Here is a 25,020-nt window from a genome sequence, read left to right on the forward strand (position 1 = left end):
GAGTGTCAGCGGCCCTTCTTGATTGCCTCGAAGACCTTGGGGTCGACGAGGGTGGAGGTGTCGCCCAGGTCGCGGCCTTCGGCGACGTCGCGCAGGAGGCGTCGCATGATCTTACCGGAGCGGGTCTTCGGCAGTTCGGGGACGATGGAGATCTCGCGTGGCTTGGCGATCGGTGAGATCTCCTCGGACACCTGTGCTTTGAGCTCGGCGATGAGGTCGTCGCCGGTGTTGTCCACTCCGGCACGCAGGATGACGAACGCGACGATGCCCTGGCCGGTGGTGTCGTCGGCGGCCCCGACGACAGCTGCTTCGGCGACGCCGTGGTGGCTGACGAGTGCCGATTCGACTTCGCTGGTGGAGATACGGTGGCCGGAGACGTTCATGACGTCGTCGACGCGGCCGAGGACCCACAGGGCGCCGTCGTCGTCGTACTTGGCGCCGTCGCCGGCGAAGTACCAGCCTTCTTCGGCGTAGCGCGACCAGTAGGTGTCCTTGTAGCGCTCCATGTCGCCCCAGATGCCGCGGAGCATCGACGGCCACGGCTTGTCGAGGACGAGATATCCGTTGCCGCCGTTGCCCAGTGGCTTGGCGTCGTCGTCGACGATCATGGCGGAGATTCCCGGCAGCGGGGTCATCGCCGAACCCGGCTTGGTGGAGGTGACGCCGGGCAGCGGGGAGATCATGATCGAGCCGGTCTCGGTCTGCCACCACGTGTCGACGATGGGGGCGGTGCCGCCGCCGACGACGTCGCGGAACCATCGCCATGCTTCGGGGTTGATGGGTTCGCCGACGGATCCGAGCAGGCGAACGCTCGTCAGGTCGTGTGCTTCGGGGATTTCCTTGCCCCACTTCATGAACGTGCGCACGAGGGTGGGGGAGGTGTAGTAGATCGAGACCTTGTACTTCTCGATGACGTTCCAATGCCGGTGCTCGTCGGGGGAATTGGGGGTTCCCTCGTAGACGACCTGCGTGGCGCGGTTGGAGAGCGGGCCGTAGACGATGTAGGAATGCCCGGTGACCCAACCGATGTCGGCGGTGCACCAGTAGACGTCCGTGCCTGCCTTGTGGTCGAAGACGTTGTGGTGGGTGTACGAAGTCTGCGTCAGGTATCCGCCGGAGGTATGGATGATGCCCTTCGGCTTACCCGTGGTGCCGGAGGTGTAGAGGATGAACAGTGGGTGCTCGGCCGGGAACGGCTGCGCCTCGTGCTCTGTCGATGCCTGCGCGACGGTCTCGTGCCACCACAGGTCGCGGCCTTCGGTCCATTCCACCTCGGAGTCGGTGCGCTTGACGACGAGGACGTTCTGAATCGAGGCTGCCCCGTCGACGGCGTGGTCGACGGTTTCCTTGATGGGCGCGGGCTTGCCGCGTCGCCACTGGCCGTCGGTGGTGATGACGAGTTTGGCTTCGGCGTCGTCGATGCGTGACCGCAGCGCGGTGGCGGAGAATCCGGCGAAGACGACGGAGTGGGTCAGGCCGAGGCGTGCGCACGCGAGGATGGAGACGATGGCCTCGGGGATCATCGGCATGTAGATCGCGACGCGATCGCCGGCGACGAGACCGAGGTCGGTGAGGGTGTTCGCGGCCTGGGAGACCTCGGCGAGGAGGTCGGAGTAGGTGACGTCGCGGCTGTCGCCCGGTTCGCCTTCCCAGTGGATGGCGACCTGGTCACCGTGGCCGTCGATCACGTGGCGGTCGACGCAGTTGTAGGCGACGTTGAGTTCGCCGTCGCCGAACCACTTGGCGACCGGTGCGTCGGACCAGTCGAGTACCTCGGTGAACGGGGTGTGCCAGTGCAACCGGCGCGCTTGTTCGGCCCAGAACGCCAGGCGGTCCTTCTCGGCTTCGTCGTAGAGGTCGGCCGTCGCGTTCGCCTGAGCCGCGAATTCGGCCGAAGGCGGGTACGTCTCCGCTGCGGTCTCCCCGGCCCCGTTCTCCGTCGCTTCAGGGGTGCTGGTCGTCATCTTAAGAATGCTCGCTTTCGTCGTCCGCGTAAGGCGCTCAATGCCATCACAGGAAGCCCTTGTGAGGGTAGTCACATGTGAGGGCGGTCGCATCGTTGCAGCGGCGTGCAACCCTCTGATCTGCGGTGATCGGTCGGTTCTGCGCGACGGACGGTATTCAGGACTGATCCGACGGAGTGGCCCGGACGGACGGGTGCCGTCATCGCGACAAATGACTTGCCGAAACGTTTCGATCATGTTTCGTGCCTACTCGGCGGTCAGCAAAAACTGGGGGAGTTCACATGTTCGTTTCAGGATGTGTCTAAAGTCTGCGGTATTGAGATCGTTGCCACCCCGCACTAAAGGGTGTGGCCGGCGGTCGCCCCACAGAACCCCGTGGGCGTGACGCCCGTGGGGAGACGATCACGGCGAACCCGTGATCGACCGAAGAGAGGATTTGTCTTGCGTAGAACACGCATTGCGACAGCTGCGGTAGCAGTCGTCGTATCGGCGGCGCTGGTCACGGCGTGCTCGTCCGGTGACTCGACGAGTGGCGGAGGGTCGGGAGACGGCTCCGCGATCATCAACGCCTGGAGTGGCGAGCCCCAGAACCCGCTTGTTCCTACGAATACCAGCGAGAACACCGGTGGCCGAGTCGTCGACTCGATCTTCGCCGGCCTGGTCTCGTACACGCCCGAGGGTGGTGTGCAGAACGAGGTGGCCGAGTCCATCGACACCACCGACGGCCAGAACTACACCATCACGTTGAAGGACGGGTGGACGTTCACCGACGGGACCCCCGTCACCGCCAACTCCTTCGTCGACGCCTGGAACTACGGCGCGCTGTCCACCAACGCGCAGCTGCAGGGATCGTTCTTCGACCCGATCCAGGGCTACGACGAGGTCGCCGCCGAGAACCCGACAGTCCAGACCATGTCCGGACTGAAGGTCGTCGACGACAAGACGTTCACCATCGAGCTCAAGCAGCCCGAGGCAGCGTTCCCCGATCGTCTCGGATTCGCCGCGTACTACCCGCTGCCCGAGGTCGCATACGACGACATCGCGGCATTCGGCGAGAACCCCATCGGCAACGGACCGTACAAGTTCGCGTCCGAAGGTGCGTGGCAGCACAACGTCCGCATCGACCTGATCACCAACCCGGATTACGACGGAAACCGTAAGCCCGCCAACGGTGGCGTCAGCTTCATCCTCTACAGCAACCTGGACACCGCGTACACGGATCTGCTGTCGAACAACGTCGACGTTCTCGACAACGTGCCGTCCTCGGCCGTCACCACGTTCGAGACCGATCTGCCCGGCCGCACGGTCAACCAGCCGTCTGCCAGCATCGAGACGTTCACCATCCCGTCGCGTCTCGCGCACTTCGGCGGCGAGGAAGGCGTTCTGCGTCGTCAGGCGATCTCCAAGGCGATCAACCGCGACCAGATCACCGAGCAGATCTTCAACAACACGCGTACCCCGGCCAAGGACTACACCAGTCCGGCCATCGAGGGCTGGACGGATTCGCTCGAGAACGAGTCCAACGTGGAGTACGACCCCGAGGCCGCGAAGGCTCTGTGGGCTCAGGCCGACGCCATCGCACCGTGGACCGGCACCTTCGCCATCGCGTACAACTCCGATGGTGGACACCAGGAATGGGTCGACGCTGTCACCAACAGCATCCGCAACACGCTCGGCATCGAGGCGCAGGGTGCTCCGTACCCGACCTTCGCGCAGCTGCGCACCGAGGCCACCAACCGCACCATCCCGACGGCGTTCCGCTCGGGCTGGCAGGGTGACTACCCGCAGCAGTACGGCTTCCTTGCGCAGAACTACCAGACCGGCGGCAGCTCCAACGACGGTGACTACTCCAACCCCGAGTTCGACCGTCTGCTCCGCGAGTCCGCAGGTGAGACGGACAAGGCCGCAGCGCAGGAATTGGTCAACCAGGCTCAGTCGATCCTGCTGAACGACCTTCCCGCAGTGCCGAACTGGTACCGCAACGCAGCCAGCGGATGGTCCGAGAACGTGACCAACGTGAAGATCGGCTGGGACGGAATCCCGATCTACAACGAGATCGAGAAGAACTGATCTTCTCTTCTTCATCTCCATGAGACCGAGCAGGGCGGTAGGTCTTTCACCTACCGCCCTGCTCGTGTGCTTGCCCCCTCACTACTTTTCGACGCCCCGGCCTTCTCGGTGACGTCCACCTTCCTCCAAAGGAGGTGATCCGATGCTCTGGTACATCGGACGCCGATTACTTCAGATGATCCCCGTTTTCATCGGGGCGACATTCCTGATCTACGCCATGGTCTTCCTGCTTCCAGGAGACCCCATTGCCGCACTCGCAGGTGACAAGGCCATCAGCCCCGCCGTCGCCGATCAGCTGCGGGCTCGCTACAACCTCGACCAGCCGTTCATCGTGCAGTACCTGCTGTACCTGAAGGGCATCTTCACCTTCGACTTCGGAATGTCGTTCTCCGGCCGTCCCGTCAGCGAAGTTCTCGTGCAGGCATTTCCGATCACCGCCAAGCTCGCCGCGATGGCTCTCGTCATCGAGGGCGTCTTCGGTATCGGTTTCGGTCTGATCGCCGGTCTTCGCAAGGGCAAGCTGTTCGACTCGACCGTGCTGATCGTCAGCCTCGTCATCATCGCCGTCCCGATCTTCGTCATCGGCTTCCTGGCACAGTTCTTCATCGGTATCAAATGGGGCATCGTCCCGCCGACGGTCGGTGGCAACACCAGTTTCAAGAATTTGTTGCTCCCGGCATTCGTTCTCGGTGCCGTGTCCTTCGCGTACGTGGTGCGCCTGACGCGGACCTCGGTCGCGGAGAACCTGAGCGCGGACTTCGTGCGCACGTCGACAGCCAAGGGCCTGTCCCGCAGTCGCGTCGTGAACGTGCACGTCTTGCGTAACTCGCTCATCCCGGTCGTCACGTTCCTCGGCGCGGACCTCGCTGCGCTGATGGGCGGCGCGATCATCACCGAGGGAATCTTCAACATCAACGGCGTCGGCGGCACGATCTACCAGGCGGTCATCCGAGGTGAGGCGCCGACGGTGGTGTCCTTCGTGACCGTCCTGATCGTCGTCTACCTGATCGCGAACCTCGTCGTCGATCTCCTCTACGCAGCGCTCGACCCAAGGATCCGTTATGCCTGAGTCCACATCTTCGAACGACCGCTCCGTGCGGCAAGCGCGATTCGTCGAACAAGACGAGGTCATCGACGTCAGTCAGACCGATGCCGTGAACATCGACGAGGCGCCCGCCAGCATCTGGAAGGACGCGTGGGTCAGCCTGCGCAAGCGTCCGATCTTCATCGTCTCGGCGCTCATCATTCTGGCCGTCATCGTCGTCGCTGCGTTCCCGTCGCTGTTCACCAGCGCCGACCCCAGGTACTGCAACCTGGACTTCAGCATGCAGGGACCGCAGTCCGGCCACATCTTCGGATTCGACCGTCAGGGCTGTGACATCTACGCACGCACCATCTACGGTGCACGCGCGTCGGTGCTGACCGGTGTCGGAGTCACCTTCCTCGTTCTGGTCATCGGCGTGCTGTTCGGTGCGTTCGCGGGCTTCTACGGCGGCTGGGCGGATTCGTTGCTGTCTCGTCTGACCGACATCTTCTTCGGTGTCCCGCTGATCCTCGCTGCCATCGTGCTCATGCAGCTCTTCACCGATCGCACCATCTGGACCGTGATTCTCGTTCTCGCACTGTTCGGTTGGCCGCAGATGGCGCGCATCACGCGTGGCGCCGTACTGTCGGCGAAGAACAACGATTACGTCATGGCCTCCCGTGCATTGGGAGTCTCGAAGGTGCGCACCCTGATTCGGCACGTCCTTCCCAACTCGATGGCTCCGATCATCGTCATCACGACGATTTCGCTCGGTACCTTCATCGTTGCCGAAGCCACGCTGTCCTTCCTGGGTATCGGGCTTCCCCCGACCGAGGTGTCGTGGGGCGGCGACATCAGCGCCGCGCAGGTCACCCTGCGTCAGGGATCGACGATTCTGTTCTATCCCGCAGCGGCACTGGCAATCACCGTGCTGGGCTTCATCATGATGGGCGACGCGTTGCGCGACGCTCTCGACCCGAAGGCCCGTAAGCGATGAGCGAACGTACGAAAGACGACGCGATGACCACTGATCCAGGCAAGGCAGAGCAGCCTCTGCTCGACATCAAGAACCTCGAGGTGTCCTTCCAGTCGAATTCCGGTCCGGTACCGGCAGTTCGAGGCGTCAGCTTGACGGTGTATCCCGGCCAGACCGTGGCCATCGTCGGCGAATCCGGGTCCGGTAAGTCGACGACGGCGCACGCCATCATCAATCTGCTGCCCGGCACCGGCAAGGTGACCGGCGGCGAGATCCTCTTCGACGGCAAGGACCTGGCCACGGCCAAGGAGAAGGACTTCGTCGAGGTTCGCGGCAGTCAGATCGGGCTGGTTCCTCAGGACCCGATGTCCAACCTCAACCCGGTGTGGAAGATCGGTTTCCAGATCGAGGAGGCGTTGGCGGCCAACAACATAGCCAAGGGCAAGGCCGCGAAGGCTCGGGCCATCGAACTGCTCGACGAAGCAGGCCTGACGGACTCGGCGAAGCGTGTCAATCAGTATCCGCACGAGTTCTCCGGCGGTATGCGTCAGCGTGCACTCATCGCGATCGGATTGTCCGCCCGGCCGAAACTGCTCATCGCCGACGAGCCGACGTCCGCGCTCGACGTCACCGTGCAGCGTCAGATTCTCGATCATCTGGAAGGTCTGACGAAGGAACTCGGAACTGCGGTTCTGCTCATCACCCACGATCTCGGTCTTGCTGCCGAGCGCGCCGAGCACCTGGTGGTCATGAGCAAGGGCCGGATCGTCGAATCCGGTCCGGCACTGGAGATTCTGCAGAACCCGCAGCACCCGTACACGAAGAAGCTGGTCGCGGCGGCACCGTCGCTGGCGTCGCAGCGGCTGAAGTCGTCGGCGGTGCGCAAGGAGATCGTCGAGCAAGCCAAGGAGGTTGCCGAGGAGGTCGTCGCCGAGGAGCACGACAGTGCCTTCGAGCCCGCCGAGGACACCGTACTGGTGGTCGATCGTTTGACCAAGCAGTTCAAGCTGCGCGGCGGCAGCCCGTTCAAATCGACGCTCTTCACCGCCGTCAAGGATGTGTCCTTCACGGTCGAGCGCGGTACGACGACGGCCATCGTCGGCGAGTCCGGGTCCGGTAAATCGACCGTGGCGCAGATGGTTCTCGGTCTGCTCGAGCCGACGGAGGGAACGGTGAAGTTCGACGGCCGCGACGTCGCCGGGCTGTCCAACAAGGACGCATTCGCGTTCCGGCGTCGAGTCCAGCCGATCTTTCAGAACCCCTACGGCTCACTGGATCCGATGTACTCGATCTTCCGCACCATCGAGGAGCCGCTCCGCACCCACGGCGTCGGCACCAAGAAGGAGCGCGAAGCTCGGGTGCGGGATCTGCTGGACAAGGTGTCGCTGCCGGCCTCGGTCATGCGGCGGTTCCCCAACGAGTTGTCCGGTGGTCAGCGTCAACGTGTGGCCATCGCCCGTGCGCTCGCGCTTCAGCCCGAGGTGGTCATCTGCGACGAGGCGGTATCGGCCCTCGACGTACTCGTCCAGGCTCAGATTCTGTCCCTGTTGAACGATCTGCAGGCAGAACTGGGACTGACGTACCTGTTCATCACGCACGACCTCGCCGTCGTCCGGCAGATCGCCGACGACGTCCTCGTCATGCGCTCGGGTGAAATCGTCGAGGCAGCGAAGACCGACGAAGTCTTCGACAATCCCAAGGAGGAGTACACGCAGCGGCTGCTGGCCGCTATTCCGGGTGGATCCATTCAGCTCGGAGCCTGACGCTCCTGGTCACTCGCACCACCGTGCGTCCACCGCCGACATCCCGGTCGTGAGCGCACGGTGGTGCGGTGCCGGTGAGAAGAGCACGCGGGTACCGTCGTCACTCGTGACCGATCCACTTGCACCGCTGCTCGAGCTACCGGGAATCGTCGACGCCGCCGAGCGCGCGCGTGATGCTCTCGGCGCTGTTCACCGACACAAGGCGAACCGTCGGGGTTGGCCGGCGACCGCGGCGGAGGCCGCTGTCCGCGCCGCTCGGTCGTCGTCCGTGCTCGAAGGGGGCACGATGGACTTCCCTCGTGCAGGCGAGGACGGCGATCCGATTCTGGCCGGGTGCCTGCGCGTCGGGTCCGCGCTCGACGGCGACGCGCTGCAGAACATGCTGCCCGTGTGGAAGCGGGCACCGCTACAAGCACTTGCACGGCTGCATCTGCTCGCTGCGGCCGACCTCGTCGACGACGACACACTGCTCGGACGGCCACGCGACGGCGTCGGGAATCGGTTGGATCTTCTCGCCCAGCTCGTCACCGGGGGCACGTCCGCTCCTGCGCCCGTCGTCGCCGCCATAGTGCACGGTGAGCTGCTGACGTTGAAGCCGTTCGGAACCGCCGATGGTGTGGTCGCCCGAGCGGCGTCGAGATTGGTCGCGGCGTCGTCCGGTCTCGATCCGCACAACCTCGGTGTGCCCGAGGTCAGCTGGATGCGACGTTCGCAGGCGTATCGCGACGGCGCCGACGGTTTCGCGTCCGGCTCGGCGACGGGTGTCGGGAGCTGGATCATCTATTGCTGCGGCGCTCTCGAAGCAGGCGCGGCGGAGGCGACGTCGATTGCGGAGGCGGCCGGCTCCGCAAGCCAGTAGAAACCCCAAAAGGGCGGCGTCATCGTCCGAAGTCGACTTCGCCGCCCCTTAGCACGGACTAACCGGTTACCAAGCGTGCAAAGGTGGGCTGTGGCGATTCTGTGATCGCGAGGCCTCGGCGACGATCCGGTGAAGTAGGAGGTCATCCCTGCAACCGGTGCAGGGTTCTTGCTGCTGCTTCCCGAAACTCGCAGGCCCACAGCGCTTCTGCCCTGTCAGCGGCGCGCTCCGCGTGGGTGCCTGATGTCCGTGCTGGGAATCGCGGTCGGGAGAAACGAACCTTCTCTTCCGGTTCGAACTTGGCCTTCCGTTCTTCCGTACGTCATTTGTACCCTGTGGCGCCGCTCACATCAAGGGGTAGAGGTCATCGTTTTCTGCGGAGTAGTCTGTAAGTGATCGCGCCGGCGGCCAGAGCGCTGAAACCTACTGCAGCACTTGCCGCTACGGTTGTTCCCGATGGTTTCTGGATACGTGATCGCAGGGATACCGGGTTGGAGAACGTCAGAATCGGCCATCCAGCGGCTGCGGCTTCCTTGCGTAGCGCTCGGTCCGGGTTGACTGCCGTCGGGTGTCCGACGGCGCCGAGCATCGGCAGGTCCGTGATGGAGTCCGAATACGCGAAACACTGTGACAGATCGTAGTTTCGGGATTCGGCGAGAGACTCCATCGCCTCCACCTTGCCCTCGCCGTAGCAGTAGAACTCGACGGTCCCGTTGTAGCGGCCGTCCTCGACTTCCATCTTGGTCGCCGTGGAGATGTCCGCGCCGAGTGCCTCGGCGATCGGCCTGACGATCTCCTCGCCGGAAGCGGACACGACGACGACGTCGTGTCCGCGCAGTTTGTGGTCCGCGATGAGATCGGCGGCTTCGGCGAACACGAGCGGATCGACTATGTCGTGCAACGTCTCTGCAACGATCGAACGGACTTGTTCCACGTCCCAACCCGCGCACATCGCTGCGATATGGGCGCGCATCCGTTCCATCTGATCGTGGTCGGCACCGGAGAGCAGGAAGAGAAACTGCGCGTAGCTGCTCTTCAGTACGGCGCGTCTGTTTATCAGTCCCTGATCGAAGAACGGTTTGCTGAACGCAAGCGTGCTGGACTTGGCGATAATTGTCTTGTCCAAATCGAAGAACGCGGCAATTCTTCCGGCGGGACGAGTGGATTCGGCGTCGTCGATACGGGCGCTGGTGGTCACACTGTGAAGGATAGAGGGCGCAGGTGACGGGAGTGGAGCCTGCGGGAACGACCCAGGTGACGGGAGTGGAGCCTGCAGGAACGACCCAGGTGACGCGAGTGGAGTGTGTAGTGGTCGGGTGGGGGTCAGGGCTACTGGTCGGTACCGGATTTCGTCGAATGTTGAACTTGCAAACGGCACGTGATGCGGGTGTAGTATCGGTGCAGTCCGACTAGTTCGGACGTGTTCAGCCCGACCCCCCGGGGCTGAACCCGACGACCCTCGCCTCCTCCCCCCCTGGCGAGGGTCGTCCTCTGTTCGGGGAAAGAAATCTGGTACGGGTGTCCAGTAATTCATCCACAACCCCCAGATCCATCCACAATGTCGCAGACCCCCCTGGTGGCGAGCCGATTCCGCATCCAAGCTTCTGGCCATGGACACCGACCGAATCGGGACGAGACGCGATCGCCCCTGCTTGCTGTTGACCGACGACGCTGCCCTGCGAGCAGAGGTTCTGCGGGTAGCGGCCGCGGCGGATTGTGTTGTGGTGGAACGGGACCTACCAGTCGGTAAGATTTCGCCTTCGATGCGACTCGAATGGGAGGACGCCGGTGTCGTCCTGGTCGACGGCAGGGCAGGCGGGCTGTCCCTACCGCGACGAGCAAGAGTTGCCGTCGTCGTTCCCGGTGCTGCGAGCGTCGATCATTGGCGTCTGGCCACTGTCCTCGGCGCATCCGACGTCATGGAACTGCCGAGCGACGACAGCGCGCTCGTCGCGTTGCTCAGCGCCGAGCCGGACGACTCGGCGGGAGACGGCGGGGTCATCACGGTGACGGGTGCGACCGGCGGAGCGGGGGCGTCCACCCTCGCTGCGGCGATAGCCCTCACCGCGTCCTCACAGGACATCCGAACGTTGTTGGTGGACGGAGACGAGTACGGCGCCGGAATGGACCTGCTCCTCGGCTGGGAATCCAGCCCTGGGCTCCGATGGCCGGGGCTGATCGTCGAAGCCGGTCGAATCTCCGGTGACGCGCTCCGGGGTGCGCTCCCCACCGTCGGGCATCTGTCGGTGCTGTCGGCCGGCAGTGTGGCGAGCAGAACGCGCGGCGCGGGCCAGGGCGAGGCGTCGTCGTCCGCTGTCGTCGACGCCGGACGACGCATCGGTGATCTGGTGGTCTGCGACGCACCGCGCACCATCGGATCGCATTCCGACATCTATCACGACGCTGCGGATCTCGTGGTGCTGGTGGTGACCGCCACGTTGGCGTCGGTGTCGGCGGCGGAGAACGCGTCGGCGTACCTGAGTGCCAGGAATTCGAACGTCGGGCTCGTCGTCCGCGGGCCGGCGCCCGGTGGGCTCCGCAGCACCGACATCGCCGACGCGTTGAGCTTGCCGTTGCTTGCGAGCATGCGTCCCGAACCGGGCCTCGCCCGACGCGTCGAGCGTGGTGGATTGACGTTGTCGGCGCGATCGCCGCTTCGTCGTGCGGCGTCGGACATTCTGGAGACGTTCGCACGTAAGCCTCGGCAGGGACGGCGGGCGGCATGAGCGCCGTCGTGACGGGGGAACTGCTCGATCGGGTGCGGGGCAGGCTTGCCGGCGCGGGAGAGGAACCGACACCGACGACCGTGGCCGCAGCCATCAGGATCGAGGCCGGCGGTGTGCTCAGCGACACCGACCTGTTGGCTGCACTGCGGACTCTGCAGACGGAATTCACCGGCGCTGGACCGTTGGAGCCGCTGCTGCGAGACCCGGCTGTCGCGGACGTCCTCGTGACCGCGCCGGACGAGGTGTGGGTGGACCGGGGAGTCGGCCTGGAGCGCAGCAGAATCCGTTTCGCCGACGAGACGGCCGTGCGGCGACTCTGCCAACGGCTCGCGTTGTCGGCGGGCCGACGCCTCGACGATGCTCAACCGTGGGTCGACGGTCAACTGCCCGGGGTCGGTGACGGTTCCTTCGGGGTTCGGCTGCACGCCGTGCTGGCACCTGTCGCGCGTGGCGGCACGTGCCTGTCGTTGCGGGTGCTTCGGCCGGCGACTCAAGGGTTGGGAGCACTTGCCGAGCGCGGGGCCGTCGATCCGGAGGCGCTCGACCTGCTGCGCGCCATCGTCCGGGCCAGACTGGCGTTCCTCGTGATCGGCGGCACGGGCGCGGGAAAAACTACGTTGCTCGCCGCGCTTCTCGGTGAGGTCGACGCCACCGAGCGGATCGTGTGTGTCGAGGACGCCGCCGAGCTCGCCCCGTCTCATCCTCATGTCGTGCGGATGGTGGCGCGTGCGCCGAATGTCGAGGGTGTCGGCGAGGTGACCGTGCGCCAGCTCGTGCGTCAGGCACTGCGTATGAGGCCGGATCGTCTCGTGGTAGGTGAGGTACGCGGAGCCGAGGTCGTCGACCTGCTGACGGCGCTCAATACCGGACACGACGGGGGCGCGGGCACCATTCACGCCAACTCTCCCGCCGAGGTACCCGCGAGGTTGGAGGCGCTCGCGGCGCTCGGCGGCATGGGTCGAGACGCGCTGCACAGTCAACTCGGCGCTGCGGTTCAGGTGGTGCTACACGTGCACAGATCGTCCAACGGTCGCAGGCGATTGAGGGAGATCGCCGTGCTCGTTCCCGACGTGACGGGCCGAGTAGGGGTCGTGCCCGCGTGGTCGATCGACGGTACCGCCGGCGGCAGAGCCGAACTCGACGACATGATTCGCCGTCGGATGGATTCGCTGTGACCGCGATGGGCGTACTGCTCTGCGCAGCTGCGCTTCTCGCTGTTCCCGGTCCGCAGGCTCGCCTTCGAGTGCTCCGCACTCCAACAGTGACGGTCCTGCGGTATCGGGCCGCGATCGTTCCGGTTTCGGCGGTTGTCGGTGCGATCGCCCTCGTGTGGTTCGCGGGAGTTCATGCACTGTTCGCCGCTGTGATCGTCGGGGCCACAGTGTGGAAGCGTCGACGATCCGCACGCGAGAAGAGGACGTTCCGTACCGAATCCGCAAGTTTGATCGCTGCACTGGACACCGTCATCGGAGAACTCGGAGTCGGATCGCATCCTGCGTCCGCGTCGGCTGTCGCGGCTGCGGAAAGTTCCGGCACCGTGGGGATCGCGTTCGAGCGCGCCTCCGGACACGCACGCATGGGCGGGCGCGCGCACGATGGGCTGTCGGTACCGGACACAGCGATCTCCGACCCGCTGTCCATCGTCGCCTCCGCATGGCGAATCGCCGACGAACACGGTCTCGCCCTGGCCCGGTTGCTCGGCGCCGCTCGCAGAGACATGCAGGCACGCAATCGGTTCCGTGACCGCACTCAGGCTTCGCTGGCAGGTGCCCGGGCCACCGGAACCGTCCTCGCGTGTCTGCCCATCGTGGGCGTCGGCCTCGGTCAGGCAATGGGAGCGGCCCCGCTGTCGGTGCTCCTCGGAGGAGGGCTCGGGGGCGTTCTCCTCGTGATCGGGACGGCCCTCGTCTGCGGCGGACTTCTGTGGACGGATGCCATCACCGACAAGGTATGCCGATGATCGGGATTGCGATGCTGTGTGCCGCAGCCGCTCTGATCACCGCACCTGCGGACAGGAGTGGACTCGGGAGGGTAGTGGGGGAGGGCTACGTCGTCGACGAACGCGAGACCGCCCCCGTCGCCGATCGACACGCGGTGGCAACGTGTTTCGACATGATGGCGGCGTGCCTCGCCGGTGGACTGTCCGCAGGGGCCGCGGCTCGCGCGGTGTCGACGATGGCTCCGCCCCACGTGTCCAACGCGCTACGGACCACAGCGGACCTGCTGAGTCTCGGCGCCGATCCGGACGATGCGTGGAGGGCAGTCGGTGCGCTACCCGAGGTGGAAGCGTTGGCGCGCATGGCTCGTCGATCCTCTCGATCGGGTGCGTCGTTCGCGGACGCCGTCGCGGAGTTGGCAGACTCCGAGCGCGCGAGCGCCGAGGACGCCGCGGCAGCGGAAGCCGAACGAGCAGGAGTGCTCGTCAGTGGGCCACTGGGACTGTGTTTCCTACCTGCCTTCGTCTGTCTCGGCATCGTCCCTGTGGTGATCGGACTGGCGAGCACGGTGCTCGGAGGTGGTGCGCTGTGACATCACGACTGGAATTCCGGACCGGGTTCGCCGGTCCGGACGTCAATAAGGGGGAAGATCATGAAAGCTGTGATGCGACAGGCGAGGACGCGATTGATTCTCGCCGCGGTGAACGACGACGGGATGTCCACCGCGGAATACGCCATCGGCACGATCGCCGCGGCGGCGTTCGGTGCGATTCTCTACACGGTGGTCACGGGATCGTCCATCGTCGACGCGTTGACCGGGATCATCGATCGCGCGCTCGCCACTTCGGTGTAGCCGACGACGGTTCGGCGACGGTGGAGGCGGCTATCGCGCTTGCCTCCATCGTCGCCGTCGTCATCACCTGCATCGGTGCGATCACCGCAGTGTCGCAGCATGTCCGGTGCGTCGATGCAGCCAGGGAGGCTGCTCGGCTCGTGGCCCGAGGTGACGACGTGTCGGAATCGCTGTTGCCTGCGAGAGCCACGATGTCGGTGGACACCGAGGACGGAATGGTGACCGTTCGAGTCCAATCGTCCACGCTGCTGCCCGGGCTCACCGTCTCGGCCGATGCGGTGGCGGTCATGGAGTCGGTGCCCGAATGAACGCCTTTGCTCGATTCGAATCACAGGACAAAGGCAGCGTGACGGTGACCGCGGCGTTCGCGTTGACCGCGTTGCTGGTGGTGGTGATAGCCGTCGTGCACGTCGGATCCGCCGTCGGCGCGCGCCACCGAGCGCAATCGGCTGCGGATCTCGCGGCCCTGGCCGCGGCCGGTGCGCTCGATCGAGGTGTCGTGGACGCGTGCGCCACGGGCCTAGACGTCGTCGAGCGCGTCGGCGGATCCGTGTCGACCTGCACTGTCGAGGGGTGGGACGTCGTCGTCGAAGTCACTGTCTCGGTGACGCTGGGACGCTTGGGTATCCGCGACGCAGTGGCCTCGGCCCGCGCAGGCCCCTGACCGTCGCTCCGCAGGCTCCACTCGTGCCTTACCCGCCTCTGCGCATGATCCCGTCGAGCAGGCTGCCGAAGCCGTCATCGGCAGCCGTGACGCCGTTGTCGCGGCGCTCGTCGGTCCGGGCGACGAACGTGGTTCTGGTGGTGACGACGGGTTCGCCTGCCGAGTCGCAGATTTCGTTCCTGGTGACCATGATGTCGCTGCCACCAGCCTGGCGGAACGATTCGAGGCACAGGTCGCTGCCCAGGACATCACCGGTTCGTATCGTTCTGTGCAGCACGATCTGCTGGTCGGAGTGCAGAATGTCCTTCAGCCCGTACCCGACGAGGAGGTTCTCGAACAGTTCCGGCAACACGGCTGCGCCGATGACGGCGACGAACGTGACCGGCGCGATGATGCCGTCGTGCCCCAGTTCGTGGCCGGCCGCATCGTCGACGTGCGCGGGGTGGTCGTCGTGGACCGCACGGGTGAATTCGCGGATCTTCTCGCGTCCGACTTCGTAGGTGAATGTCACGAAGTGGTGTGCGCCCACCATGTCCCGTATGGATCGGGGCTCGGACACTTCGTGATCGATCAGCGACATCGTCGACATGGTCACCTCTCCTCGTCTACTGAATGGAAGTCCACCAGTCGACGGAGAGATGTGCAGCGAAGCGGTCGAACTCGCCCACAACTTACAAAAGTTGCGGCGCCGTGGTGTGGCCGATCACGACGGGCGAATCGCGGCCACCACGACATCCAGGACGGTCACGGCGCCGTCCTTGTCGAGGGGATCGTTTCCGTTCCCGCATTTCGGTGACTGCACGCACGACGGGCACCCCGACGGGCACTCGCAGGAGGTGATCGCCTCTCTCGTCGCTTCCAGCCAGTCGACGATCGCTCGATGTCCGCGGTCCGCGAAGCCGGCACCGCCGTCGTATCCGTCGTAGACGAACACCGTCGGAAGTCCGGTGTCCGGGTGCAGCGCCGTCGAGACCCCGCCGATGTCCCATCGGTCGCAGGTCGCGACCAGCGGGAGCAGACCGATGGCTGCGTGTTCGGCCGCGTGGAGAGAGCCGGGGAAACGTTCGGCGGTGATTCCGCTGTCCTCCAGCAGCTCCGGGGTGATCGTGTACATCACGGCGCGGGTGTCGAGCGTCTGCTCCGGCATGTCGAGCTCGATCGAATCGAGAATCTCGCCCGAGTGCAGCCGACGCAGATAGCCGACGACCTGGTGCGTCACGTTCACCTGAACGAGTGCGACGGTGACCTGACCGTGGTCACGTCGGGAGTGGACGTCGGTGACGGCGATGTCGGTCGTTTCGCGTGCGGACGTGCTCCAGTCGGGCTGTTCGGGATGAACGAGCGCCAGACCGTCCTCCAGGTTCAGATCGTCGACGACGAAGCTCTCACCCTGATGAATGTGCACTGCTCCGGGATGCACTGTTGCCGGCGCTTTTCCGGAGTCGACCGTTCCGAGCATCCGCCCCGATCCGCCGTCGACGATGGCCACCTGGGTGCCGGTTCCACCGCGGATGTTCACCGACGCGTGCGGGGCGTACTGCTGGCCGTCCGGCGTGATGAACCAGCCGTGCGGTCGCTTGCGCACCAACCCGTCCGTGGCGAGGCCGTCGAGCACCGCCTCTGCTCCGAACTCGGCGGCCTCGTCGGTCGTGATGGGTAGTTCGGCTGCCGCGCAGAGCATCTGAGGTGCCAGGAGATACGGGTTCGACGGATCGGTGACGGTCGCCTCGATCGGTTTGTCCAACAGGGCGGCCGGATGGTGAACGAGGTAGGTGTCCAGTGGATCGTCTCGGGCGACGAGGGCGACGAGCGACCCCTCGCCTCGTCGACCGGACCGACCCGCCTGCTGCCAGAACGAGGACACCGTGCCGGGGAAGCCGGCCACCACCACGGCGTCGAGTCCGGCGATGTCGACACCCAACTCCAGTGCGTTGGTGGTCGCGACACCGAGCAGGGTGCCGTCGGACAGATCGGATTCGAGCTTGCGTCGATCCTCGGCGAGGTACCCCGCGCGGTAGGCCGCGACGCGGCCGGGAAGGTCGCGGTCGACGTCGGCCAGCAGGCTTTGAGTGCCGAGCGCGGTCACCTCGGCGCCACGACGGGAACGGACGAACGTGAGTGTGCGCGCGCCCTCGACCATCAGGTCGGCCATGATGCGGGACGCCTCCGCGCCCGCGGATCGCCGGACGGGCGCACCGTTCTCACCGGTGATCTCCTTCATGAGCGGGGGCTCCCACAACGCGACGGTTCGTGGGCCGTGCGGTGATCCGTCCTCGGTCACCTCCTCGCACGGAGCGCCGACGAGCCTGGACGCGGCCGTGCCTGGATTGGACGTGGTGGCGCTGGCGAGGACAAAGGTCGGGGTCGCGCCGTAGCGGGCGCAGATTCGGCGGAGACGCCTCAGGATCAAGGCGACGTTGGAGCCGAACACGCCACGGTAATAGTGACATTCGTCGACCACGACGTAGCGGAGGTTGCGCAGAAATCGTGCCCAACGCTCGTGTGCGCCGAGTATCCCGATGTGGATCATGTCGGGGTTGGTGAAGAGCCACCTGGCGTTCGCGCGCGCCCACTGGCGGATCTCGATCGGTGTGTCCCCGTCGTAGGCGCTGGAAAATACCTCGGCCAGTTCCGGTGCATCAGCGCGCAACTCGTCGGTGACGGCGATGGTGCTGCGCAGTTGATCGGCACCGAGCGCTTTCGTCGGTGCCAGATAGAGCGCGGTGCCTCGTGAATCGCCGAGAAGTGTGGACAGGATGGGCATCTGGTATGCCAGTGACTTCCCGGATGCTGTGCCGGTTGACAGGACAACATGATGACCATTGTGGGCCAGAGTTGCCGCGTGCGCCTGGTGTGTCCACGGACGTGCGATACCGCGAGATCGGAAGACGGCGGCTACTTCGGGCTTCAACCATGTTGGCCAGTCCGTGAATTGGGCCTCGCGACCCGGTAGCTCCGCGACATGGGTGAGGGGCTGCTCTCCGGACGGCGTACCCGCCAGCACGCGGTCGAGAAGCGCCCTGCCGTAGCTGTTCGAATGACCCGTCGGCGATGGATCTGGTTGGGTCACTACTGCTCTCCATGTTTCGGTTCTGTTGCAGGTGCGTCGCGATGACGTCGCGACCTGCGGGTTTCATGCTATCGGTCGGTCATTCGAACGACGACGGCGCCTCGGTATACGTGCTGGTGAGAGGGGTCGGGCGACGCAAATCTGCCGGTGATGAGCGTCAAGATCAACAAAATGTGCGAAAACTGACTTTTTCGACTGTTGGAAACGCGAAAAGCGTGGTTGACTTGAACCGGTCGCAGCTTCTGTGTTCGTTTTCACGCTCGCAGGATCTTATGTTGCGGGCGGTGTGCTTTTGGAGCGTTTCCTGAAGGGGTCTGTGGTTCGGCAACGCTTGTCGGACGCGGGTTCCGCCTGAGGGGGAATTCAGGAAGTACAACGGTCGGAACCGGCCCGGTGGACTGTAAGTGCTGCCCACCGCATCCGGTGTTAGAAAGAGAAGGAAAAGCATGGCACAGGGAACTGTGAAGTGGTTCAACGCCGAAAAAGGCTTTGGATTCATCGCACCAGAAGACGGCTCCGCTGACGTTTTCGTCCACTACTCCGAGATCCAGGGCAGCGGCTTCCGCACCCTCGAGGAGAACCAGCGCGTCGAGTTCGAGGTCGGCCAGGGAACCAAGGGACCCCAGGCAACCGGAGTTCGCGCAGTCTGATCGACACCCCGCTCCCCGCGAGCGGAATCGACACCTCTCATCCCCCTATCGCTTTCGGCGCATGCCGAAGCGAAGGGGGATGAGTTGTATATGTGGCTTCTGGCCGAAGCAGACACCGTCTTCTCGGGTCGTTCCTGCAGGCTCCACTCTCGCTTTTGTTCTACTGTCCACATTGTGAACCAGTTGTCCTTCTTCTCCGCCGAGTCGCTGCCGCCGTCGGTGACCGACTTGAGTGGACTTCTCGCGTCCACCGGGCAGGTGGTTCTGTCGGCGTCCGGTGCTCGCATCTCGGTCGTCGTCGATTCGTCCTGGCGCGCGGAGGCCATCGCGGACCTGATGGCGCAGTGCGGGCTCGTGTCCGAACTCGGCCGGTCCGAGGAGGACAGGCCGCTCGTGCGGACGGCGTCGGTGCCCGAGTTGTCGGCACTCGCGTCGTTGTGGACGAAGGGCGCGGTCAAGTCGATGCCGCCGGGTTGGGTGCCCGGCGCCCGCGAGCTCCGCGCGTGGGTGCTCGCAGGCGGCCGACCGGAAGCCGAGGGCGAACGGTATGTTCTGGGACTGGATCCGCACGCGCCCGACACGCACGCCCCGTTGGCTCAGTCGCTGATGAGAGCAGGCATAGCTCCCACTCTCATCGGCACCCGAGGCTCCAATCCAGGGCTGCGCATCACCGGGCGCAGGCGAATGCTGAGGCTGGTCGAGAACGTCGGACCTGCGCCGGAAAATCCGGACGCACGTACCAGTTGGCCGACCGCCGAGTAAGAAGATGTAGAGCTGATCTGCGAGTATTTTGACGTCGTATGCCACTCTGTTACCAGGCGGACCGGCAAAATTGTCGGTTTCGACAGGTAGAAACTACTCACGGAGTGGCTCTACAGGACGCAACGAGGAAGGTTCGGCAGCAAGGTGGCAGCACGCAAGAACGGCACGGGGGATACCACCACCGGCGGTGCCCAGCCGCGCCGCCTTGTCATCGTGGAGTCTCCGACCAAGGCCAAGAAGATCGCACCCTACCTGGGTAGCAACTACGTGGTCGAGGCGTCGGTCGGCCATATCCGCGACCTTCCACGCGGTGCCGCGGACGTCCCCGCGAAGTACAAGGGTGAGCCGTGGGCCCGCCTCGGTGTCGACGTCGACCACGACTTCGAAGCGCTCTACGTCGTCTCCCCGGAGAAGAAGGGCAAGGTCGCCGAGCTCAAGAGCCTGCTCAAGGACGCCGACGAACTCTTCCTCGCCACCGACCCCGACCGCGAGGGCGAGGCCATCGCCTGGCATCTCCTCGAGACCCTGAACCCCAAGATCCCTGTTCGACGCATGGTCTTCCACGAGATCACCAAGCCGGCCATCCTCGCGGCCGCCGCCGATACCCGTGAGCTGGACCAGGACCTCGTCGACGCGCAGGAAACCAGGCGCATCCTCGACCGGCTCTACGGCTACGAAGTGTCGCCGGTGCTGTGGAAGAAGGTCATGCCGAAGCTGTCGGCGGGCCGTGTGCAGTCCGTCGCCACCAGGATCATCGTTCAGCGCGAGCGCGACCGAATGGCGTTCCGCAGTGCGGAGTACTGGGACATCTCGGCCACCCTCGACGCCGGGGCGGAAGCGTCGCCGCGGAGCTTCGGTGCGCGGCTGGTCAACGTCGACGGTTCACGCGTGGCCGCGGGTCGTGATTTCGGTGCCGACGGAAAGCTGAAGTCCGACGGTGTGACCGTTCTGGACGAACCGCGTGCCCGACGCCTCGCCGAGGCCCTTCAGGGTGTGGACCTCACCGTCGCGTCCGCTGAGGACAAGCCGTACACCCGTAAGCCGTATCCGCCGTTCATGACATCGACGCTGCAGCAGGAAGCAGGCCGCAAGCTGCGGTTCTCCTCCGAACGCACCATGCGCGTCGCGCAGCGGTTGTACGAGAACGGCTACATCACCTACATGCGTACCGACTCGACGACGCTGTCGGAGTCGGCTATCTCGGCAGCCAGGTCGCAGGCGACCGAGCTGTACGGCGCGGAGTACGTGCATCCGTCGCCGCGTCAGTACACGCGCAAGGTCAAGAACGCCCAGGAGGCGCACGAGGCAATCAGGCCTGCCGGCGATGTGTTCCAGACGCCCGGCCAGTTGCATTCCGCGCTGCAGACCGACGAGTTCCGGTTGTACGAGCTGATCTGGCAGCGGACCGTCGCTTCCCAGATGGCCGACGTGCGGGGCACGACGCTCACGCTGCGCATCACCGGTACCGCGGGCACCGGCGAACAGTGCACGTTCTCGTCGTCCGGCCGTACCATCACTTTCGCGGGCTTCCTGAAGGCCTACGTGGAAAGCGTCGACGACGAGGCAGGCGGCCAGTCCGACGACGCCGAGTCTCGCCTCCCTGCGCTGAAGGAAGGCGCTGCGGTCACCGCGACCCAGCTCGATCCGGACGGCCACACCACCAACCCACCCGCTCGGTACACCGAGGCGTCGCTCATCAAGACCCTCGAAGAGCTGGGTATCGGCCGGCCGTCGACGTACGCGTCGATCATCAAGACAATCCTCGACCGCGGATACGTCTACAAACGCGGCAGCGCACTCGTGCCGTCGTGGGTGGCGTTCTCGGTGGTCGCGCTGCTGGAGGCTCACTTCGGTCGGCTCGTCGACTTCGATTTCACGGCGGGCATGGAGGACGACCTCGACGCTATCGCCGGTGGTCGTGAACGCCGCGGCGACTGGTTGACGAGCTTCTACTTCGGTGGAGACACCGGGGCCGAGGGATCCGTCGCGAGGTCCGGTGGTCTGAAGAAGATGGTCGGCACCAACCTCGAGGACATCGACGCTCGCGTCATCAACTCCATCAGGTTGTTCGACGACGATCAGGGCCGCGAGATCCATGTACGCGTCGGGCGCTACGGCCCGTACCTCGAGCGGATGGTGAAAAACGACGACGATCCCGATGGGGACCCGATCTCGCAGCGCGCCAACCTGCCCGACGATCTGCCGCCGGACGAGTTGACCATCGACTTCGCCGAGAAGCTGTTCGCGACCCCGCAGGAAGGGCGCAAGCTCGGAGCCGACCCGCTGACCGGTCACGAGATCGTAGCCAAGGAAGGGCGTTTCGGTCCGTACGTCACCGAAATCCTGCCCGAGCCGGAGCCGGAACCGACTCCTCCCGAGCCGGACATCGTGCCGATTCCGCAGGACTCGGACGGCGGTGGCGGCACCAAGACCGCGGTGAAGAAAGCTGCGGCGAAGAAGGCTCCGGCCAAGAAGGCGGCGAAGAAGGCCACCGGACCCAAGCCCCGCACCGGTTCGCTGCTGAAGTCGATGGATCTGGCGACCATCACGCTCGAGGACGCCCTCAAGCTCCTGTCGTTGCCACGGATCGTCGGCGTGGACCCGGAATCGAAGGAAGAGATCACCGCCCAGAACGGTCGCTACGGCCCGTACCTGAAGAAGGGCAAGGACTCTCGGTCGCTGACCGACGAGGAACAGCTCTTCACCGTCACCTTGGACGAGGCGCTGAAAATCTACTCCGAGCCGAAGCGACGCGGACGACAAGGTGAAGCGAAGCCACCTCTGCGTGAGCTCGGCACCGACCCTGTCAGCGAGAAGCCGATGGTGATCAAGGACGGCCGTTTCGGTCCCTACGTCACCGACGGCGAGACCAACGCGAGCCTCCGCAAGGACGACGACGTCGCCACCATCACCGACGATCGCGCCTCGGAGCTGTTGGCGGACAGGCGTGCCCGCGGGCCCGTGAAGAAGAAGGCAACCAAAAAGGCTGCTACCAAGAAGGCTGCTACCAAGACCGCAGCCAAGAAGACCCCGGCGAAGAAAGCCGCAGCCAAGAAAACTGCTGCCAAGAAAACGCCTGCCAAGAAGACACCGGCGAAGAAAACTGCAGCGAAGAAAGCTCCCCCAGCGGACTCCTGATCGCTTCCAACGCTCGGGTGATGCGCCGATCACCGCCGACCTCCGCTCGAATGCGCCAATCATGTTGTCTGTCAACATGAATGGCGCATTCAAACGATGGGTGCCTGCCGGCCCGCTCGCTTGAATGGGCACTGCACGCCATCTGTTCGTACGAGTGAACCTTTCGAGCGCTGAGGGTGGCGACGGAACCAACCGCGGTCTCGGTGCGTCCAAGTGGGTGTGGGGAAGAAACTGGTAGTCCTGTTGTGCGTGTTGTTGTCGTTGGCCGCGTGTACTCGGACCTCGCCCGGCAGAGCCGTCGGCCAGGATGTGTGGCGAGGGCAAGGTCTTGCCGCTGGTGGGTCTACGGGCGGCCAGGCGCCGTCGTCGTCACCGGCAGCGACCCCGTCGGCGTCCCCGTCGGCGAGGCCGTCGTCCTTCGATCCGTGTGTCCTCGAGGATCTTCAGCTGAGTATCTACGCGGGCGTGGACCCGGCAACCAAGGAACCCTTGCCGAGTGTGGACGGGTGTAGCTGGACGGGCCAGTCCGGGCGTTTCTCGGTCGGGTACAGCGAAGGAGTCGATCGGACTCGGCTCGCGACCACACCCGGAGTCACCGAGTTGAGCGAGTTCGAGGCGGACGGTCAGATGGTGGACAGTTTCGTGTTCGAGGGCAACAGATGCATCTCGTTGGCCGAGATCGACGGCCGAACAGTGCAGTTCACGCTCGCGGAAACGGATTTCGATTCCTTCTGCATTCGGCTGAAGGTCGCGACGACACTGATCCTGGAGGAGATCTAGGTGCGACGACCGGCAGTGCTGACCACGCTGGCAAGTGCGTTCGTGGTGTCCGTCGCGGCGTGTGGTTCCGGTGTCGACGGGACGGCCACGGCGTCGGACGAGGTCCTCGATTCATCCGAAACAGAGTACGCAGCAACGTCTTCTGTCGAACCGTCGTCAGATTTCGACCCCTGCGCCTTGCCGGATGCGTTGCTGCGCGATCTCGATCTGGTGGAGGCTCAGCCGACCGCGGTGGGAGAGCTCGGATGTATCTGGGGAAACGACCGCATCGCGGTGTCGGTTCTGGTGTTCGAGGACACGTCGACGCTTCCCGACCCGTACACGAGTCCCTCGACCACCGAGGTTCGTACGCTGACCGACGGCGGATACACCACCTACGCCTTCCTGCTCGACGGCGACACGTACACCACTCAGACGATGACGGCGTCGGGTGCAGTGATGCTGAGCGCGAATCGACTCGGTGTGTCGTCCGCCGAGGAGGTGCGTGCCGGCTCGGTCGACGTTTTCCGCGTGGTGCTGCCGTATCTCCCGCCGCCTGCGTGATGCGCCGGGCGCGAGGCGTTCGTGTCGCACCGAGCGACTAGGCTCGCTGGCATGGCGGGAGTTTTCGATCGGCTGATCGGCCAAGAGGACGTAGAGGCAGAGTTGACCGCCGCGGCCGTCGGGGCTCGTACCGGGGACCCGGGGTCCGCGATGACGCACTCCTGGTTGTTCACCGGCCCTCCCGGATCCGGTCGATCCATCGCTGCTCTGTGCTTCGCGGCGGCCCTGCAATGCACCACCGAGGGGTCACCAGGCTGCGGTACCTGTCACCCGTGCACCACGACGATGGCCGGCACCCACGGCGATGTCCGACGGATCATCCCGCAGGGCTTGAGCATCAGCGTCAAGGAGATGCGGGAGATCGTGCAGATCGCTGCGCGTCGGCCCAGCACCGGGCGCTGGCAGATCGTTGTCATCGAAGATGCGGATCGGCTCAGCGAGGCGGCCGCCAACGCGTTGCTGAAGGTCGTCGAGGAGCCGCCGGAGCGGACGGTCATGTTGCTGTGTGCGCCGTCGACCGATCCGGAGGACATGTCCGTCACCCTCCGCTCTCGCTGCCGCCACGTGCATCTCGTGACGCCTACGACGCCGGCGATCGCTCAGGTTCTGCAGACTCGCGACAAGCTCGACGCGGAGACGGCCCAGTGGGCGGCGTCGATCAGCGGTGGACACGTGGGCCGCGCCCGGCGACTGGCGAAGGACGAGGACGCTCGTGCCAGGCGCAAGCGTGCCCTCGGTCTCGCGTCGGCTGCAGCGCGGCCCAACCAGGCCTACCTCGCGGCCGAGGAGATGGTGAAGGCCGCGGAGACGGAAGCCGCGGAAATCAGTGCGGCTCTCGACGACGTCGAGATGGAGGAGCTGCGCACTGCGCTCGGCGCAGGCGGAACAGGTAAGGGCGCGGCGGGCGCGCTGCGTGGGTCCGCCGGCGTCATCAAGGAACTCGAGGCGCGGCAGAAGTCACGTCGAACCCGCAATCTTCGTGACGCTTTCGACCGAGCTCTGATCGACCTCGCCGGGTTGTATCGCGATGCGTTGGCCCGCTCTTACGGATCCACCGCTGTGCTCAACCATCCGGACATGTCGGAACAGATCGAACGTATGGCCAGGGGTGCGTCGCCGGAGGCTCTGTTGAAGAGCATCGAGGCAATCCTCGAATGCCGTGAAGCCTTGGCGCTCAACTCCAAGCCCAAGTTCGCCGTCTACGCCATGGTCGCGCAATTGGGTGCAGCGCTGCGCTGAGG

The 25,020-nt window shown here is 65.0% G+C and carries 22 protein-coding genes; 18 read left to right on the top strand and 4 right to left on the bottom strand.

Annotated elements, in window-relative coordinates:
- Window positions 1-5 precede the first annotated feature (5 nt).
- Window positions 6-1,964: an acetate--CoA ligase gene (acs, locus tag ACFULT_RS11120; RefSeq protein ID WP_378481467.1), complete on the bottom strand. Its 1,959-nt coding sequence runs from the start codon at window positions 1,962-1,964 to the stop codon at window positions 6-8.
- 441 nt (window positions 1,965-2,405) lie between these two features.
- Between acs and ACFULT_RS11125 the strand changes: the two genes are divergently transcribed.
- The 5 genes from ACFULT_RS11125 (at window position 2,406) to ACFULT_RS11145 (ending at window position 8,656) form a co-directional block, all read left to right on the top strand.
- On the top strand, window positions 2,406-4,034 hold the full coding sequence (locus ACFULT_RS11125; protein WP_378481468.1) for an ABC transporter substrate-binding protein: 1,629 nt from the start codon (window positions 2,406-2,408) through the stop codon (window positions 4,032-4,034).
- A 142-nt stretch (window positions 4,035-4,176) separates the two neighbouring features.
- Window positions 4,177-5,103, top strand: coding sequence for an ABC transporter permease (locus ACFULT_RS11130; RefSeq protein WP_019662959.1), 927 nt, complete (start codon window positions 4,177-4,179; stop codon window positions 5,101-5,103).
- Window positions 5,096-6,055 carry an ABC transporter permease gene (locus tag ACFULT_RS11135; protein ID WP_019662960.1) on the top strand — a complete coding sequence of 320 codons (960 nt, stop codon included), beginning with the start codon at window positions 5,096-5,098 and terminating at the stop codon, window positions 6,053-6,055. The genes ACFULT_RS11130 and ACFULT_RS11135 overlap by 8 nt, the downstream gene beginning before the upstream one ends.
- Complete coding sequence (locus ACFULT_RS11140; protein ID WP_378481469.1) at window positions 6,052-7,797, top strand: dipeptide ABC transporter ATP-binding protein; 1,746 nt, start codon at window positions 6,052-6,054, stop codon at window positions 7,795-7,797. The genes ACFULT_RS11135 and ACFULT_RS11140 overlap by 4 nt, the downstream gene beginning before the upstream one ends.
- 106 nt (window positions 7,798-7,903) lie before the next feature.
- Window positions 7,904-8,656 carry an oxidoreductase gene (locus tag ACFULT_RS11145; protein ID WP_094720549.1) on the top strand — a complete coding sequence of 251 codons (753 nt, stop codon included), beginning with the start codon at window positions 7,904-7,906 and terminating at the stop codon, window positions 8,654-8,656.
- Window positions 8,657-9,020: 364 nt separating this feature from the next.
- On the opposite strand, the gene ACFULT_RS11150 is transcribed toward ACFULT_RS11145, so the two are convergent.
- Window positions 9,021-9,854, bottom strand: a complete 834-nt coding sequence (locus tag ACFULT_RS11150) for an HAD-IB family hydrolase (RefSeq protein WP_378481470.1) — start codon at window positions 9,852-9,854, stop codon at window positions 9,021-9,023.
- A gap of 412 nt (window positions 9,855-10,266) precedes the next feature.
- On the opposite strand from ACFULT_RS11150, the gene ssd reads away from it, so the two are divergent.
- The 7 genes from ssd to ACFULT_RS11185 are packed head-to-tail and all read left to right on the top strand — an operon-like array spanning window position 10,267 to window position 14,836.
- Window positions 10,267-11,382 carry a septum site-determining protein Ssd gene (gene ssd / locus ACFULT_RS11155; protein ID WP_378481471.1) on the top strand — a complete coding sequence of 372 codons (1,116 nt, stop codon included), beginning with the start codon at window positions 10,267-10,269 and terminating at the stop codon, window positions 11,380-11,382.
- On the top strand, window positions 11,379-12,557 hold the full coding sequence (locus tag ACFULT_RS11160; RefSeq protein ID WP_094720483.1) for a TadA family conjugal transfer-associated ATPase: 1,179 nt from the start codon (window positions 11,379-11,381) through the stop codon (window positions 12,555-12,557). Before ssd ends, ACFULT_RS11160 begins: the two co-directional genes overlap by 4 nt.
- Window positions 12,554-13,342 carry a type II secretion system F family protein gene (locus tag ACFULT_RS11165; RefSeq protein ID WP_378481472.1) on the top strand — a complete coding sequence of 263 codons (789 nt, stop codon included), beginning with the start codon at window positions 12,554-12,556 and terminating at the stop codon, window positions 13,340-13,342. The genes ACFULT_RS11160 and ACFULT_RS11165 overlap by 4 nt, the downstream gene beginning before the upstream one ends.
- Window positions 13,333-13,911, top strand: a complete 579-nt coding sequence (locus ACFULT_RS11170; protein ID WP_378481473.1) for a type II secretion system F family protein — start codon at window positions 13,333-13,335, stop codon at window positions 13,909-13,911. The genes ACFULT_RS11165 and ACFULT_RS11170 overlap by 10 nt, the downstream gene beginning before the upstream one ends.
- 60 nt (window positions 13,912-13,971) lie before the next feature.
- Window positions 13,972-14,172 carry a DUF4244 domain-containing protein gene (locus tag ACFULT_RS11175; protein ID WP_037108504.1) on the top strand — a complete coding sequence of 67 codons (201 nt, stop codon included), beginning with the start codon at window positions 13,972-13,974 and terminating at the stop codon, window positions 14,170-14,172.
- A 20-nt stretch (window positions 14,173-14,192) separates the two neighbouring features.
- Window positions 14,193-14,480: a TadE family type IV pilus minor pilin gene (locus ACFULT_RS11180; RefSeq protein WP_094720486.1), complete on the top strand. Its 288-nt coding sequence runs from the start codon at window positions 14,193-14,195 to the stop codon at window positions 14,478-14,480.
- Window positions 14,477-14,836 carry an Rv3654c family TadE-like protein gene (locus ACFULT_RS11185; RefSeq protein ID WP_094720487.1) on the top strand — a complete coding sequence of 120 codons (360 nt, stop codon included), beginning with the start codon at window positions 14,477-14,479 and terminating at the stop codon, window positions 14,834-14,836. Before ACFULT_RS11180 ends, ACFULT_RS11185 begins: the two co-directional genes overlap by 4 nt.
- A 28-nt stretch (window positions 14,837-14,864) precedes the next feature.
- Here the strand turns inward: ACFULT_RS11185 and ACFULT_RS11190 are convergent, their stop codons facing one another.
- Together ACFULT_RS11190 and ACFULT_RS11195 are read right to left on the bottom strand one after the other, a co-directional pair.
- Complete coding sequence (locus ACFULT_RS11190; RefSeq protein WP_037108819.1) at window positions 14,865-15,425, bottom strand: MaoC family dehydratase N-terminal domain-containing protein; 561 nt, start codon at window positions 15,423-15,425, stop codon at window positions 14,865-14,867.
- Window positions 15,426-15,539: 114 nt separating this feature from the next.
- Window positions 15,540-17,906, bottom strand: a complete 2,367-nt coding sequence (locus ACFULT_RS11195) for a DEAD/DEAH box helicase (protein ID WP_378481474.1) — start codon at window positions 17,904-17,906, stop codon at window positions 15,540-15,542.
- A 446-nt stretch (window positions 17,907-18,352) separates the two neighbouring features.
- Between ACFULT_RS11195 and ACFULT_RS11200 the strand changes: the two genes are divergently transcribed.
- From ACFULT_RS11200 to ACFULT_RS11225, 6 genes are all read left to right on the top strand, one after another.
- Window positions 18,353-18,556 carry a cold-shock protein gene (locus tag ACFULT_RS11200; RefSeq protein WP_005248460.1) on the top strand — a complete coding sequence of 68 codons (204 nt, stop codon included), beginning with the start codon at window positions 18,353-18,355 and terminating at the stop codon, window positions 18,554-18,556.
- 174 nt (window positions 18,557-18,730) lie between these two features.
- Complete coding sequence (locus ACFULT_RS11205; protein ID WP_378481475.1) at window positions 18,731-19,318, top strand: hypothetical protein; 588 nt, start codon at window positions 18,731-18,733, stop codon at window positions 19,316-19,318.
- A gap of 144 nt (window positions 19,319-19,462) precedes the next feature.
- Window positions 19,463-22,456, top strand: a complete 2,994-nt coding sequence (topA, locus tag ACFULT_RS11210; RefSeq protein WP_378481476.1) for a type I DNA topoisomerase — start codon at window positions 19,463-19,465, stop codon at window positions 22,454-22,456.
- Window positions 22,457-22,675: 219 nt separating this feature from the next.
- Window positions 22,676-23,236 (top strand): hypothetical protein, encoded by a 561-nt coding sequence (locus ACFULT_RS11215; RefSeq protein WP_378481477.1) that lies wholly within the window; start codon window positions 22,676-22,678, stop codon window positions 23,234-23,236.
- Window positions 23,237-23,779: a DUF3558 domain-containing protein gene (locus ACFULT_RS11220; protein WP_378481478.1), complete on the top strand. Its 543-nt coding sequence runs from the start codon at window positions 23,237-23,239 to the stop codon at window positions 23,777-23,779.
- Between the two features lie 51 nt (window positions 23,780-23,830).
- Window positions 23,831-25,018 carry a DNA polymerase III subunit delta' gene (locus ACFULT_RS11225; RefSeq protein WP_037108528.1) on the top strand — a complete coding sequence of 396 codons (1,188 nt, stop codon included), beginning with the start codon at window positions 23,831-23,833 and terminating at the stop codon, window positions 25,016-25,018.
- The last annotated feature ends 2 nt before the right edge of the window (window positions 25,019-25,020 follow it).

The sequence above is a fragment of the Rhodococcus sp. NPDC057297 genome, assembly GCF_042667435.1.
GTDB lineage: Bacteria > Actinomycetota > Actinomycetes > Mycobacteriales > Mycobacteriaceae > Rhodococcoides.

Bases quoted from the DNA above. Each gene is read 5' to 3' on its own strand.
- acs (WP_378481467.1), bottom strand. From the start codon at position 1,964: ATGACGACCAGCACCCCTGAAGCGACGGAGAACGGGGCCGGGGAGACC.
- ACFULT_RS11130 (WP_019662959.1), top strand. From the start codon at position 4,177: ATGCTCTGGTACATCGGACGCCGATTACTTCAGATGATCCCCGTTTTC.
- ACFULT_RS11135 (WP_019662960.1), top strand. From the start codon at position 5,096: ATGCCTGAGTCCACATCTTCGAACGACCGCTCCGTGCGGCAAGCGCGA.
- ACFULT_RS11140 (WP_378481469.1), top strand. From the start codon at position 6,052: ATGAGCGAACGTACGAAAGACGACGCGATGACCACTGATCCAGGCAAG.
- ssd (WP_378481471.1), top strand. From the start codon at position 10,267: ATGGACACCGACCGAATCGGGACGAGACGCGATCGCCCCTGCTTGCTG.
- ACFULT_RS11160 (WP_094720483.1), top strand. From the start codon at position 11,379: ATGAGCGCCGTCGTGACGGGGGAACTGCTCGATCGGGTGCGGGGCAGG.
- ACFULT_RS11170 (WP_378481473.1), top strand. From the start codon at position 13,333: ATGCCGATGATCGGGATTGCGATGCTGTGTGCCGCAGCCGCTCTGATC.
- ACFULT_RS11175 (WP_037108504.1), top strand. From the start codon at position 13,972: ATGAAAGCTGTGATGCGACAGGCGAGGACGCGATTGATTCTCGCCGCG.
- ACFULT_RS11185 (WP_094720487.1), top strand. From the start codon at position 14,477: ATGAACGCCTTTGCTCGATTCGAATCACAGGACAAAGGCAGCGTGACG.
- ACFULT_RS11190 (WP_037108819.1), bottom strand. From the start codon at position 15,425: ATGTCGACGATGTCGCTGATCGATCACGAAGTGTCCGAGCCCCGATCC.
- ACFULT_RS11200 (WP_005248460.1), top strand. From the start codon at position 18,353: ATGGCACAGGGAACTGTGAAGTGGTTCAACGCCGAAAAAGGCTTTGGA.
- ACFULT_RS11225 (WP_037108528.1), top strand. From the start codon at position 23,831: ATGGCGGGAGTTTTCGATCGGCTGATCGGCCAAGAGGACGTAGAGGCA.